This is a genomic window from Paenibacillus glycanilyticus, assembly GCF_030161375.1.
In the GTDB taxonomy this organism is placed as follows: Bacteria; Bacillota; Bacilli; order Paenibacillales; family Paenibacillaceae; genus Pristimantibacillus; species Pristimantibacillus glycanilyticus_B.
The window spans coordinates 30,127-45,695 of sequence record NZ_BSSQ01000035.1; the positions used below are offsets into that span (position 1 = coordinate 30,127).

The 15,569-nt window shown below is 52.6% G+C and carries 8 protein-coding genes; all 8 read right to left on the minus strand.

Translation table 11 applies throughout. The annotated features are described in order from the left end of the window. Positions 1-32: 32 nt before the first annotated feature. The 8 genes from QQK89_RS29230 to QQK89_RS29265 all read right to left on the minus strand — a co-directional run bounded on the left by QQK89_RS29230 (position 33) and on the right by QQK89_RS29265 (position 15,536). Positions 33-1,379 (minus strand): glycosyl hydrolase family 28 protein, encoded by a 1,347-nt coding sequence (locus QQK89_RS29230; RefSeq protein WP_284242302.1) that lies wholly within the window; start codon positions 1,377-1,379, stop codon positions 33-35. 193 nt (positions 1,380-1,572) lie between these two features. Then, entirely contained in the window at positions 1,573-3,759 is a 2,187-nt protein-coding gene (locus QQK89_RS29235) for a Sip1-related alpha-galactosidase (protein WP_284242303.1), read from the minus strand. 112 nt (positions 3,760-3,871) lie between these two features. Then, positions 3,872-5,407: an ADP-ribosylglycohydrolase family protein gene (locus QQK89_RS29240; protein WP_284242304.1), complete on the minus strand. Its 1,536-nt coding sequence runs from the start codon at positions 5,405-5,407 to the stop codon at positions 3,872-3,874. A 119-nt stretch (positions 5,408-5,526) separates the two neighbouring features. Next, entirely contained in the window at positions 5,527-7,407 is a 1,881-nt protein-coding gene (locus QQK89_RS29245) for an S-layer homology domain-containing protein (RefSeq protein WP_284242305.1), read from the minus strand. Positions 7,408-7,440: 33 nt separating this feature from the next. After that, a complete protein-coding gene (locus QQK89_RS29250) occupies positions 7,441-11,871 on the minus strand; it encodes a VPS10 domain-containing protein (protein WP_284242306.1) in 4,431 nt (1,476 codons plus the stop codon). 97 nt (positions 11,872-11,968) lie between these two features. Further along, positions 11,969-13,561, minus strand: coding sequence for an ABC transporter substrate-binding protein (locus QQK89_RS29255; protein ID WP_284242307.1), 1,593 nt, complete (start codon positions 13,559-13,561; stop codon positions 11,969-11,971). Between the two features lie 64 nt (positions 13,562-13,625). After that, positions 13,626-14,519, minus strand: a complete 894-nt coding sequence (locus tag QQK89_RS29260) for a carbohydrate ABC transporter permease (RefSeq protein ID WP_284242308.1) — start codon at positions 14,517-14,519, stop codon at positions 13,626-13,628. Between the two features lie 18 nt (positions 14,520-14,537). Continuing rightward, complete coding sequence (locus QQK89_RS29265) at positions 14,538-15,536, minus strand: ABC transporter permease (protein ID WP_284242309.1); 999 nt, start codon at positions 15,534-15,536, stop codon at positions 14,538-14,540. Between the last annotated feature and the right edge of the window lie 33 nt (positions 15,537-15,569).

Genomic DNA, 15,569 nt, shown 5'->3' on the forward strand with positions numbered 1-15,569 from the left:
ATTAAAGGTCCATACTGCAGTATCTATAGAGACTAGAGGATTTGAACCCCCTCGGCGAATTCATTGACAACAAGCTTCATTTGCTGAGGCGTCTTTATGCTCTCGCCATGAATGGATACTTGCTCGAACGTTACGTTGCTGATCGTCCGATTGTTGCCCATGCCCCGAACGTAAGAGCGGCGTGCCGGACCGCCGGTTACGCTTATGGAACGAAACGCGATATTATCGATCACCCCGCCCTCCGGCTTGAAGGAGCCGACAATTTGACCGCTGAACATGCTCTCCGCGAAAAAGACGTTAAACAGAGGGCCCGCCGCATGTTCAATCCGGATATGCTCGAACGTGATATCGCGGATGACCGTATCGTCGATGGCGATGACGGATAGCGCTCCGGCGATATCTCCGCAAGTATTGCTCACTTTGAGCAAGTCGCAATTCTCGAACCGAATGTTCTCTATAATCTGAGCTTTGTTCTCGCAGCCAACTACAATTCCGTTATTGTTGTCGCTCCAGAAGACGCAGTCCACGACATGTATATTGGTTAGCGGCGACCAGTTGCAATCGAAGCGGTCGCTTGCCTGCAGGCCTTTTACCGCCACGCAGTCATCCTTGCTGCGCACGAAGCATCTCTCAATGCGGACATCCCGGCAGTTGCAAGGATTAATCCCGTCGGTAGACCATTTGCGCTCGTTAATGATCTTCACGTTGGACACAAGCATGTTATCGCAATCATAACCAACAAGCGTCCATCCGAAGGAATCGATTATCGTTATGCCGCTAACCTCGATATTGTTGCAGGCATTGAAGCCGACAACTTCCGTCGGATAACCCTCAGGCGTGCCGAACGGAATGTCAGACGCGCATAAGATGCCCCTGCCGTAGATCTTCACGTTGGAAGCAAACTCGGCATGAATCGTTCCGTGGACAAAAGCGCCTGCTGCCAGATAAACCGATTCGCCGCTGCTCAAAGTCATATTGCCGCCATTATGAATGCCCGGTCCAAAGTAATGCTTAATGCCCTCCGCATCTGCGGATGGCTCGTCCTCCAATCCGTTGGCGAACAAATAGAACGGAAGTTCGAACTGGTCGTTCCACTTCACGAATAGCTGGCAAGGACGGTCGATCTCGAATAGTACCGTATTGCCCACCAGCTTGGATGGTATGCCATACGATTGCGGCCTGACTTCAGCCGATTCCACATTCCATGCGGAAGTAATCTCTATCTTCGCTATGCCCTCGAAGTCGAAGGAAGCATAGGACACGGCGCCGCCCGCCATACCCGGAATGTGGTAGACGAACGCTTCCTCGCCATTAATCTTCAAAGTATAATCCGGGGAAGGAGCAATCCCTTCCGGCTTCTCGTGCAATCTCAATGACATTTCATTTCCCCCTCAGCTTCTGCTAATTGATGTTCCTATGATATAAAATTGGCTCCCTTAAGGCACTGAAGGGATTATGGATATTAGCTGATCAGATTATGACAAACGTGCATGATCAAAAAAGAGCACTACGCTGGATAGAACCCAACATAGTGCTCCTGCAAACGGGCTGTAATTCATGAGAGCAAACTACTTATGACTGCCAGCGAATCCAGACCGGATCGCCAGTCGCCATTGTACGCACCTCGTAAAGCCGATCGCCGATCCGGGCAGCTTCCGTCGCCTTGCCGTTCACCTCGACTCCGCTAGGTTCATTCTCGCTATACCAGACAAAACGTCCGCCCTCGCGCAGCTTCACGCTCCAACGTCCTTCATGCACTGCGCTCTCAAGCACGCCGTCCGCGCTGAGATATTTATCGGCCAGACCGATAATTGCCGTTCCTTCCCGCAGCGGACATCCCTTAAAGAGCTTCGCTTCGCCTCGTGACAGCTCGAACGGCCATGAAGCTTCTTCCCGTCCGTTATTCCCCGCTCGAAACACTCTAGCTTCGCCGCTGAAATGTTCATAGACCAGCGTATCTTCTTCCTGCTGCCGATAGGCCGCAATATCTAAACGGCTAATATTGCCGTTAAGCTTCCCGGCTGCGCCGTGTAGATGGAACGCTCCGACAAAGGAATGGACTCCCTTCTTGTTCCATACCTTCAGCGGCATTTCGGCTGCGGTAGGATCAGCGTATAGACAGTCTGCCGTCGGCAATCCCGGCTGCTCGGCTCTGGCGATACGGCCGTCCGAGTAGACAAGCGGAAGCAAACTTTCCTTGTCCGTTTCCCCAACCTTGTCGCTGACATAGATCGGGCCTCCGCTTAACGCGCGCAGCAAGGAATGCACCGCGGCGTCGACGTGCTTCGTCCACCACATATCCCAGTCGGTCCAGAATACCGTTCCGTGAACAACGGCATTATAAACGTTCTGCATCACATGCTCCGCAAATCCTTGCGGTTCGCTCGGGAAGAAGTCGTCGCTATTGCGGGACAAAGCCGAATTCGCGCGGTTAAATACATTTTCCGAAGCCATCCCCATGCAGTTGATCATAGCGGAATCAAAGTTTTTGCCAACCGATGCCTCGAGGGCTTCGTGCGCCTCCCGGGCGGTGCTTCCAATTGCGCCGGAATGACCTAGCATATTGCTCAATACGCTCTGGTAATCCACTTTGACGAAGTCAACACCGCTTTGCTTCAAGCCCCTATGCCACTCATTCCAGAAAGGAAAGGCGGCTTCCGCGCTAGGCGCGGGTACCAGCTTTCCGCACCGGGTAGCGGTTAATGCCGATTGGTGCCTGATGGCAAGCTCGCTATTCCTGGCAATCCCGTTCCAATAGCCGATCAGCGTATGCCATACGCCTATCCAGCGCATCCCGTCGTTTGCTTTCAGTTTGCCGACGGCGCGTGCGAGACCTCCCGGAAATTTCTCCGGATGCGCTTCGAAAGACTTGAGCGCGTAATCGTCGTCATCGGACCAGCCCGCGTCGATAATCATCCATTTCGCCGGCACGCCTTTCTCCTTCAGCTCAGCGGCTTTATCCAGCAGGCCTTGCTCGGAAATATCGTAATAAAACGCATCCCACGAGCACCATCCCAAATATTCGAACATCTCCGGATACCGGCGTTCTTCCCGCAGCTTGCCAAGCGATCCGGAGGCTTCCATCGCAAACTTCATGGCGAGCTTGGCGGATTCAAAAGGCGTATCGCCAAGCGAGATGGCGAATGCGGGACTCTCAATATTCGCATAACCGCCGGCATAAGCCGAGGTATTGAGGCATAACCCTTCTTCTTGTTTCGCGCCAATGATCTCCGTCTTCAGCTGAGAACCGGTAATCGGCACGATCGTCATGTGCCGGCCGTTCTCCAGCTCCGAAGTCAAGGACTGCGTCCTTGGCGGGAGCTCCGACCAGGAGCTGCCGAACGCAGGCCTTGTCCACCAGTCTTTGTGCAAATGAAGAGCCATATAACGCGGTGGCTGCGGGGCGGATTGCGAGCGTACAGGCTGCCCTGCAAACAACCGAATGCCTTGACGCGCATGAAGCGTACGGCATTTGCCCCCTACCATTTCGCTCGCCGATTCATATCGAACGCTGCCTAGTATAACTTCTTCCCCATCCTTGTACGTCAGGCTCAACGTAAACGAGATGCCCTTCTCCCGGTCTTCGTAACGCGCTTGGTAACCTGCCGCGTTTAATTGCTCTTCCGCAAGCTCCAGCTTCGCCTTTTCCTCCGCTATTCCGTCTAGCTCCAGAGCAAGCACGGGAACCAGCTTCTCAAATACGGTAACTCCGCCAAGTTTCAGCTTGCCGCTGCTCTCGATTTCCAACCATGGATTCAATGTCGACACTCCTTATGTACCGTTATATGTTCTAACAATAACGAAACACCCCCGCGAGCGCAGGGGTGTGATTATACAAGAAGCATGTAATAATTATGGCATTGCGAATGGCCTATTGCCCTGGCTTGCCGTGAATCAATACAACCGGAATCAAGCCTTTCGTCGGCCGTCCGTTTGATGAAATCTCCACAATCAGATCATAACGCGGCTGCGTCAAACCGCTCGCCGTAATCGTAAACTCCAGCTCCGTCATGCCGTCGTTACAGTGGTAATGCTCCAGCGAAGCCGCATACACCGGGCTCGGCGAAATACTCCAGCCCTCCGGCAGATGCCATTTCACCTGCAGCCATTGCTGGATAAACAACTGATTCACGACCTGCAACTTGAACGTCATCTCCTTGCCTTCCTGGACAAACGGCACGCCGCCATAATTCAGCCTCGCCGAGAAAATCGCAAAATCGTATTCCACCGTAAACGGACTTTGTGCCAGCTTGTCGGAGAACCTGCGCTCAATCCACGCATTTACCCATTCCGGATGCTGATAAAGCGCTCCGCCCTCTCTCGTCTCAATGGTATAACCTTCTGACGAAGTAACGTAATCGCACAACTCGCTGCCGAGGAACAGCGGAGTCAGGCGAATGATCCGGTCCGTAAGCTCGGTAACCGTCTTTGGAATGCGAATGCCTTGATCCCCCAGATTCAGACATAATGTCTTAATCGCATCGCCAATCGGCTCCTTCCAATTGGCCGGAATACTCTCCGCCCCTCCTATAATGCCAAGGATGGACCCTAATGTCGCGGCGGTGCAATCCGTATCCTCGCCGCAATTGTTCGCTATGCAGATGCTCTTCGCGAAATCCCCTTCGCCATAAAGCCAGCCCAATATCGTAATGCCAACATTGCTTGGCGCATCATAACCCATCGGACCAACCGGCACATCGGATGGAAGATCCTTCTTGGCCATTGCCAAGATGCCAAAGCTGCCGGGCACATCGTTCATTAATTTCACCCGCGCCTCCTGCCAGGTCGCTCCTGCCGCATAGGAAGCGCGAACGGAAGCTACCCCTTTGGCAATGCCGCTGTCTGCGGGAATGTAGGACAAACCGATATCAATAAGCGTATCCCGGTCGCTTTCCACGAATGCAGAGCTTTGAATCGCCGCGAAGAATACCTCGGCATAGACCCCTTCATGGCTATGGTCGACAATCGCGTCCTCGTAAGCGTATTTGACGGCCAGCTCGGGATGGCCCGGCGTTAAGCAAGCCCAAATCTCCGAACGGATCCATGCCCCGTTGCTGTCACGGAACACGTTATTTACATAACCGGAGAGCGGAGGAACAAGACCCTGGCGCATATTGTTCTTGCCCGCACCGTATTCGCCCCAGTTCGGAACGATGAAAGAAAGCCAATATTCGCCCAAAATGCGCGCGTTAACTTGGCGGCCGTGTTTCTCCGCCGCGTTAAGCCATACCAGCTGCAAATCCAGATCATCATTAGGAAGCGGCTCGCCGTTTAACTCCTGCGTATAGAAATCGAAGTCAAACACGCCGCGCTTGCATTCGAACGGAGCGCCCAGCGTACCCCCGATATTTTTGCCAATCCAACATCCCGTAACTTTCTCCCGATATTTCCGTAACATCAGCTTCATTCCTTATTCCTCCCATCAAGTTATACCCGCAGTATAGCAACGGGGTGCCTCTAATCAAATGAACGATCTTCGGCATTCGCGCAAGCGCGAGCTAAAGATCGTCCAGCTTGTTTATACGTTTACGGCCTGAATAACATTAAGGCTTTAAAAATCATCATCGCGGATTCTGCCCGGGTTGCGGATTGCCGCGGATTTACGGCTCCGTTGCCATCGCCTTGCATAATGCCGGCTTGCAGCAATTGAGTTAAGCTTGCCGTTGCGAAAGCCGACGCTTCAGCCAAATCCTTGGCGTTAGCTGCCTTGGTGCTCGGCAGTTGCAATTGCGCGGCTTGCGCGGCTTTAGCCAGCATGACCGCAAGCTCCTCGCGCGTAATTGACTTCTTCGGTTCAAATGCGGACGCGCTTGTGCCCTTCACAATACCAAGCTTATAGGCGGTTTGAATCGCATCGCTTGACCAGCTGTCTGCCGCTACATCCGTAAACGGAGAAGGAGCATGACCGGAAGTATCCGCAGTCAATTCGAAGGCTCTAACAATCAGTGCCGCGAATTCTTCCCTCGTTACCTCGCCCTGCGGGTCGAAGCGACTTGCGGTTTTCCCCTTAATAATTCCTCTGTCCGCCAGCTGCTCGACCGCGTTTTTCGACCAATGGCTTTGCAGATCGGAGAACGAGGAAGAATTTGTCTTTACGATAAACGATCCGGTTTGAACGGTTCTAAACATTATCCGGCCGTGATCGGCATCGTACCAACTATTCACGACCGGCGTTTCGCTTCCGTCTTCTTGAACCTGGACCACAATGACCCGGTCTGCCTTCTGATCAGGCGCCAATACATAAGGGAAGCTAAGCTGGACCGGACCGGGGAACCGCACGGCGGCTGCCTGATCAATCTGCAGAGTTGCCTGAATGCCCGTTCCGGCGGACCCTGAAAGCTTACTTATCGTAATAGCAGCCGTTTGCGCGTTCGCGGGCAGCCAGAATGCGTCCGGATTCCCGGCTAGACTACCGATTGAGGTCTCGATAAGCATGGATAATTCTGCCTGCTTCAAACTCATGGCAACATCGGCAGGCAAATCGACTTGAACACTCTTTGCATTGGCCGTCTGCGGCAGTTGAATGCGGAATACGCTTGGCAGCGGATCATTAACGCCTGCCGCAGCCTCCAACGCCTTAATCTGCTTCAATAATTCCGCATAGGCAGCAGCCGCATCACGAACCGCTTGCGCGTTTACAACGGCATGTACCGGCGAAGAGCTGCTTCCGCCTCCGCTCACGTTGCCTGCTGGCACCGCATATACGGACAGAGCCGGTAGATGGGCGGCAATATAAGCTTTAATCCGCTCCTTCTTCTGTTCCGCGTTTAGCGTCGCGTCCTTCAGAATAGCTTCAATTGCTGCCTTGAAGCCCGCCGCGGAATCCGTTGCCGTAGTCGTCGAACCGCTTCCGCCATGGCCGGTCGAGGAAGAGTTGCCGCTTAAGGAGAGAGACAGCGTCCCACCCGCTAACGGTGAAGGCTGGTCGTGCAGCAGTTCCATTAGCTTGGTTTTTTCGACCGTAATCGCCGTTTCGTCCGCGCGAAGCGCTCTGAACTGCAAATCGAGTACGGGAGTATTGGCCGAGACGGCCATGCCTTGCTTGACTTGGCTCATTATGCAGTTGATTACGCCGTCTACTGCCGTGACATACTGGAAACCAACCGAAGCGCCGGCGGTGTCCAGCAAATCATAAGCATCCGTATTCACTTGGCTCTGCGAGGCAAATGCGAAATATCTCGGCTTCGCGGATACGAATTGCAGCGCCGTCTCATCATAGGAGATTTGCAGCTGCACGCCGTATAGATTGCTGACTCCGCTTCCGTTAATCGTTACATTCACCAGCTCGCCCGAAGCCGACGGTGCCGCCTTAACGGATGGCGGCGCAGAAGCATGCGCAAGGGCTCCGGGAGCCGAAGCCGCTCCAAACGCAATAACGACGGCGAGGAGCATTCGTAATATTTTCACGGTAGTAACCTCCTAGAAAGAACAGATGTTTGCTTATGGAATAAGAGACAAATATTCATTGGAAATGATAGTCGGATCCGCGAACTCCGGCCCGGTCCATGCAACTTCGTAATGGTCTCCGCCGCCGTCCTGCTTCATTAAACCTTCCACATAATAGGAATGACCGGCTTCGAGATAGATTTCTCCCGTAATTTGATCGCCCGGGTATTTCTGCCACTCATATGGGTTAGCCCAATAATTAAGGAAGGCGATCTTCGACTTGTTGGCAGGGTCGCTATCCGTGCTGAGCCATAATTGCCCATGATCGTCGCTAGCCATATAAAACTTGTAATTGCCGGTTACGGCAGGCTTCAAATAGCCGCTTATCCGAATGCCGTAGTCATCGCCCTGTCCTCGCGGCGCATCGAAGTTCTCGATCACGTCGGTCCGGGTCGGAGCGGTGTCAAGCGGAATCTGGTCAATGGATTCCCCGTCGATATTCGTCCATACCTCCATCTTAAGGCCAGCATTCTCCTGCTGCTCCGAACGAGGCGTGCGAACATGAATATCGTCGACCTCAAATGCGCTATATTCATGAGACACCCCGATGTAGCCGCGCGTGAAAGTTGTATCTTCTGCTGTCAGAATGGACGTGGCGCCGCCGGCATCTACCGTGTCGACCTGGAGATTCCCGGCTCCGTCGGACGTGATTTTGTAGGTCAACGTTGCCCACTCGTCTTTCGGTTGATCGGCTTCTGCCAATACCGTGGTTTGGCCATTCTGAAGCTTCAGCAGCTTAGCCGTGTCTTTCGTAATCTGGAAGGCATACCCATTGCCCGCGTCTTCCATATAGAACAGCATCCGGCCCAAATTAGCCGACCCTCCTCCGCCGAGCATTAGGGAAGCCGAGTACGTCATGGCCCCGTCGGCAATCGCCCCTTTGTAGAGTGCGGTTGTCCCTCCGCCGAAGTTGTTCACCTTCAACTTGCCGTCTGCCACGTTCATGGCTCCAAGATCCCAGTTGTCAACCGTCTCGTCAAAGGATTGATTATAGGTGACAATCGTATCGACAGTCGCTTCGTTCTCCGTTACCGGACCAACGCTGACATTGTCGAACGAGGAGAAGCTCCATGTTGCTCCAACTCCGACATATCCGCCAAGGAAATCGGAATCCGCCACATTATTAAATAGAAGTTTTGCAACGCCGTCCTTCTTGGCAATAACCGTATACTGGTCTCCCGCGTTACGTTTGACGGTATATTCTACCGGGGTCCACTCGGGATTGGAATAAGCCGTGCCGCCAAGCTTCGTAATCGCCCCGTCCTTCACTTTCATGAACAGGGTTTCGGTAGGCGTAAGATCCAGCATGTAGTAGTTGTTCTCATCCTGCCGGTTAAATACGATTTGAGCCCGATTCAGATCCCCGCCTCCGCCGCGCGTAACCGTTACGCGGTAATCGTAGGTTTCAGGCAATAGGCCTCCCGAATAGTAAGCACGTTCATAACCTTGCTGACTGCTCTTGAGCTGACCTCCGTCCAAGGACATGGACGATGCCAAGTTCCATTCGTCGGCCGCATTGTCATCAAAATTCTGCGAATACTGCGTGATATAAGGAGAAATCTCCGTCACTTCGCCTTCCTTGTACAGCCTTGCCGTACGTTCCTCCGATCTTGCCGATTCCATCGCGGGATCTGCGGTTGATACGGTTGTAACCGCATACGCATAATCCACGCCTGCTTCCGCTTGATCGTCTTCATAGCGATTATCGTCTAGCCCGGATGCAAGGAGCGTCCAGTCCGAATCGCCTTCGGCCTTGCGATAGACTTTGTAATGTCCGGCTTTCTTCTCCCAGTACAGACGAATCCGGTCATTCTCGCCCGTTGCCGTCAAATAGGCAGGAGCCGCGCTCGATGGCTTCGCTTCAGCGATGACTGTCGCAGTCTGCTCCGAGTCTCCATTATGCTCCACAACCCGATAAGCATAAGCTGTACCGTTCGTTAAGCCTGCATCTACGTAGGAGGTCTCCGTCAGCTCCCCGGCAATCACCGCAAATTCGCCGCCAGGAGTATCTTGTCTCTCGATAGAATAGGTAGACAACGGTTTATCCTGAGACTGGGCTACTCTTCTCGATACAATAGACAGGTCTTTGCCGTCAATCAACCGGTCTCCATTCACGTCGTATTCATCTTTAACGCGCGAATCGTTGTTATTGCCAACATTCTTGGCTACGTTCATTAGATCATCCAAAGTTGTTGAGCCGTTGCCGTACCAGTCAAGCGCAACCTCTCCCATACCCGCATAGGCGAGAAGCGCAGGACCGGTCGTCTCGTCCGGACTTCCCGGAGGCGCAATCTTCCAGAAGCCGTAGCATTGCCCGGCGACAAAAGCATACCTTGTCTTCGGATTAACGCGAATCCAGCTCGTTTCGCGCGCCCCGACCGGTCCGGAGTCAATGACGCTGTTGCGGTCATTCCGATTGATAACCTCCCAGGTCTGGCCGGCATCCGTCGAACGAAGAACCGCTGCATCCGACATGTAAGTATTGGCCGGTCCACCCGTGTAGACGATAGCAGGATCAACCGGATCAACGGCTACGGTCGAGAACCTCTGCATGCCGTATTGATCGGCGGGAACCGAAGGTTTCAGGTCTGTTATCATCGTTGTTGTGGCAAGATCGTAAGAGAATAATCCGTCCCATGTCGCGGCGTAAATCCTATTCCGATCCTGATCGTAAGCAACGTCTCTTACGTCCTGCGGGAATGTTGCCACCGTATTCCAGGACAAGCCATGATCGCGCGATACGACAACCTTATGTCCTCTGGCGCCGTAAAGCTCATGATCGCCTTCAGGATTGGATGTCAGAACTCCGTTTGCTCCTATCATTCGCTTCCACGTTCGGCCTTGGTCGCTGCTTCGGTACTCGTGAACGAACAAAATCTGGTCATTCGTCGGATCCGCGTAAGCGGTTTCCAAACCTTGCAGATGAATCTGCTGACCGCTTGCGTCTTTCCCCAGATCGACTTGGTTAAAGGATTTGCCGCCATCGCGGCTTACCGCAATATCTTTCGTGCCGTCCCAATATTTGCGGGCAACAATCAGCACGTCTTCCGTTACCGCATAGGCACCGTAGCCCCAGCCGCCCCATTCCCAATCGCTGAAGTTGACATACTTCCAGCTCGTTCCGCCATTTATGGTTAATCCCCCGTTATAATCCTGCGAAGCAACGAAGAGCAAGTCGGGATTATTCAGGTTGAAATTGAAGGAACCGCCGATCATCACGCCTCCGTAGCCGTTGTTAGCCCAAGCAAAATGCGCCCCGCCATCCGTTGTTGTAGTCATCCAGTCTCCGCCGAAAGCCCATGCCTTCTTCTCATCGGTCGGATGCCAGGCGTAAATTTGCTGGCGCGCGTTAAACGGACCAAAGTGATACGTATTGTCCTTAATGGATTCTGTCCAAGTCATGCCGCCGTCTGTCGTGTAATACGTCTTGGTTGAGAACCACGGATCGCCATCCGTGAAGCCATCCTGCTTGTCCATAACGTTGTTGCAGATCATCATTCGGTCGGGATTAACCGGATTCACCTGCAAATACATCGGATTCCATGTCGGAAAAGAAGCCGATTGCACCTTGCTAAAAGACTCGCCGCTGTCCGTGGACACATACAAGCCGTCGTTTTTATTGATATAAACATTGTTCTCGCGCGAAGCGACCACGCTCATGCTCTTAATGTCGCCTGGCTCTTTCAGGGCGAAGGTCGTTCCGCCATCCGTGCTCTTGTAGAAGCCGTCGCTACGTGCAGAATAGACGTAGCCTTTGGTCGGATGAACCGCGATCTGGCCACCCGCATACGCGCTGGTGCCAGGCAGCTCCGCCCAGGTATGTCCGCCGTCCGTCGATTTATAGATCGCCGGATGGATCTCCGGGTTCTGATAAGGATTGACTTCCCATGCCGCCCGGCTCCAATACACAACCGCGCTGCCGTGAACGGACTCCTCATAACTCGCAGGGTCGAACGCGAGCTGTGTCCGGTAGTCCCGGTAAGCTACGATTCTCGCACCGAATACCTGGTTCCAGCTTTCCGCTTTATTATCGGACAGATAGAGCCCGTTGGCATCATTGGCCATCGAGTTTCCGCCCACCATCAGCACTCTGCTTGCATTATTCGGATCAATCGCAACGGTGCTGCCGCCGCGTGATTTCAAGCCGATATTCGCCGCTTCCCAATGTTCTCCTCCGTCCAAGCTGCGGTAGACGCCTCCAACATCCGTTGTAAATACGAGGAATTGCCCATCCGTTGAATCTACTGCCAACCCTTGCAGCCACTGTGTACCGTCTCCGCCGCTGTTCCCTGCATTTAACGAGGACTCGGATACCAGAGGGACATGGACCCATGATTCCGCGGATGCCGGCCATGCCATCGTGAATAAGAGGATAAGCGCAAGCAAGCCGCTCGCGAATCTCTTCCTTCCCGCTTTCAATTTCATACCTAACGCTCCTTCCCTATTCTCCCTTATAAAGAGCAAGCCGCTCCCAACGACTATGCGTCTAGAACGGCTTGCTTTTGCTGCTTCTTAAGAACGGTTATTGGTTCGCGGTTTGGCCTTTAGAAGCCAGGAACTCCGCCCATTGACGCTGAACTTCCTCGTTCACTTTATCCATGCCGGCCGCTTTCTCTTTCTTCTCTAACTTAGGAAGATAGACATCCGGGTCAAGCAGGCCCCAATACATGGCGGCGAATTCCGACGTTGCCGCGGTCAGCGCGTTTAATTCCTTGCGGACCGGTTCTTCGTCGAAGAAGAAGCCAAGACTCTTAACCGGAATGGCCGACGAGTTGAACGCTTTGAATTGCTCCCACTTGTCATCGGCTTCGCCAGGCTGCAGGTAATTCAGGAATTGGTTGCCGTAAGCCCAGTTCATGCCTTTAAGCGAGTATTTGCCTTCAATCGGCTCAATGCGGTTGTCGCTGACTTTCGTGTAGTCAACGCCTTCTTCGCCAAAGTTGATCAGGTTGTTCAAATACTTGTCGTTCATGTACAGCTCCAGGAACATCATGGCCCGCTCCGGATTTTTGGACGTGCTGGAAATAGCCGTGGAAGAACCCAGCGCCGCATCGTTCGTAATATAAGGTTCGGTAACGATATTTTGCGCGTAGACGGCATCTTTCGGGAATGCCGGATTGCCTTTGGCAGCCGCGTTAAGCTCGGCATCCTTGCCCGGTTTAAGCTGCATCCAGCTTGCGAATACCTTGCCTGTGTTGATCAGGTCCACATCGCGTTTGGTCGCGGCGTCTTTGCGGATAAACCCTTTCTTGTAGAAGCCGTACCACAGCTTTCTCATTTCGAGCGCTTCCGGTTGGTCGTACAGCTTCACAAGCTCCATCGAATCATTGTCCGTGCGGAGCGTCCAGTTGCCCGCGTTCAGCGTTTCGAAATAAGTGCGGCCTCTAAGCGGCTCCTGATTCTCGTCGATTGGCACCAGATCCGGTTCAACCTCTTTGATCTTGGCCAGAATCGGTTCGATATCCTGGAACGTCTTCACTTTCGTCATATCGATGCCGTACTTGTCCGCAATATCCTTGCGCCATACCCAGCCCCAAGCTTCCGCGATATCCTTGTTGCCCGGAACCGCGTAATACTTTCCTTTTACTTTCGTGCTGTCCCAGATCGCATCCGTGAACAGCGCTTTTGTCTGAGGCAAATATTTATCAAGCGCGTCAGGCGTAATTTCGTAGTAAGCGCCTTTTTGCGCGTTAGAACGGAACCATCTCCAGGACGGAGCAAAAATCATATCGAACTCTTCCCGGGTCGTCAGCATCGCGTTCACTTTCGTATCCCACGAGCCGACATCGATGTACTCCATGTCAATTGTCGTATTGAGCTTCTCTTGCGTATATTTGTTGATTGCCGTCAGGATACGGTCCTGGTCCGCCGGGATTTCGCCAAACGTCATCATGTACCACTTGAGCGTCACCGGCTTGGAAATATCGATGCCGTCTACTTCCTGTTTCGCCGTATCCTCCTTGCCGTTGCCCGATGTGTTGCTTGGCGTTGCCGATGAAGCCGAGTTGTTCGGCTTGTCGTTGCCTCCCGAACAAGCCGCAAGCATGCTCGTAATTAGAACAAGTGCAAGCATAAAGAACAAGCTGCGTGTAGAGCGGGCTTTCTTGTTAACCATGGTTATCCCCCTATTGCGTAATTTATGTTCATCCGGTTATATCCCGGTTGACACCAACTTCGGTCTAGCCTTTAATTGCACCGATAGTCAGACCTTTGACGAAGTACTTTTGCAAGAACGGATAAATCAGTACAATTGGCCCCATCGTAATCATGGCCATCGCCATCCGAATGCCTTCGCTTGGCGCGTTGGCGAGCGAGGTCGCGATACCGGATGCGTCCTGGCTGTACTCGCGTATAGCCTGTATGTTGGTCATGATGCGATAGATCATATATTGAAGATTCGACAGCTTCGGATCGTTGATCAGCATAAGCGGCAGCCAATAATCGTTCCAGAAGCCTACGGCGGTAAAGATGGCTATCGTCGCAATCGCGGGAAGCGACAGCGGCAATACAAGTTGGAAAAAGATGCGGTATTCGCCGGCGCCGTCGATCTTGGCCGACTCCAGCACCTCAATAGGGATGGTGCTCTTGTAGAACGTCCGCATGACGAAGACGAAAAATCCGTTGAATATGCTTGGCAGAATCATGGCCCAGATCGAATCCTTGAGACCAAGCACTTGCGTACAGACGAGATACCAAGGCACCATTCCCCCGCCGAACAACATCGTGAAGTACAGGAAGAAGGTGAAGAAGTTGTTGTACTTCAAATCCCTGCGCGACAAGGGATAGGCGTACAACGCAACCATTAATAGCGTTAACAGCGTACCGACAACCGTGTTAAATATCGTAATTTTGTAAGCGTTTAATATTCCGGACAAATTCGTTTCCATAAGAAACCTGTAAGGTTCAATGCTGAATTTGCCAGGAAAGAAGCTGTATCCTTGGTTGAGCAGCGACGTCTCATCCGTAAACGAGACGGACAGCACCAGAACAATCGGCAGTAAGCACAACAGAACCAGTACGATAAGAAATACATTGACAATGACATTGGTCGTACGCGATATCGATGTTCCCATTTTCCGTGGCGCCCCTTTCTAGAATAGCTTGCTCTCAGGATCAATCTTGCCGGCTATCCAATTGACGCCTACGACCATGAAGAAGCCAAGAACGGATTGGAACAAACCGACAGCTGCGCTGAGCGAAATATCGCCGGAAGACATCAAGGCATTGTACACATAAGTGTTGATGACATCCGTTGTCTCCTTGAGCACGCCTTGATTGAGCGGAACGTTGTAGAACAAACCGAAATCGCTGCTGAATATGCCGCCAACCGCCAGTATCGTTAAAATAATCATCATCGGCTTAAGCAGCGGAATCATGATCTTTCGGATTTGCTGCCCTCTGCTTGCACCGTCGATTGCCGCTGCCTCGTACAGCGACTGGTCCTGTCCCGCGATGGCCGCGAGGTAAATAATGACGCCATAACCCGTGCCCTTCCAATGGGCGAAGAAGATTAAGATAAACGGCCAATACTTCGGATCGGTATAAAAGCTGATCTCTTCAATGCCAAAAGGCTTCAGGATCCCCATATTGATAAACCCGTTTGGCGACAGAAACGCGTAAGCCAGATATCCGACAATAACCCAAGACAGAAAGTAAGGCATGAACATAATCGTCTGATAGGTCTTGGCCGACTTGCGGTTGCGAATCTCATTCAAGGCGATCGCAACCGAAACGGCGATAACGAGCCCAAGCACAATGTTTATCACGTTATAACCGATCGTATTTCGCATAATCCGGTACAAGTCCGGCGAGTCCCAGAAAAACTCGAAGTTGTAAAAGCCTACCCATTCGCTGTCAAACAGCGTTGACCAGAAGCTGTTGCTATACGTGATGTACTTGAATGGAATTACTAATCCGACCATCGGCAAGTAAGCAAATATCAGCAGGAAAATTGCTCCCGGTATAAACATGCTGTACAATGCTCCATGCCTTCTCATCTCGAAGAAAAAGCCCTTTTTCCTTTGCTTGCTCTCCGCTTTCGTGCCTTGTATAAGGCCATTTGCCACCATTTCTCCCGTTGCCTTGCTCAAAGAGGCTCCCTCCCTGCTACGTTATCATTCATC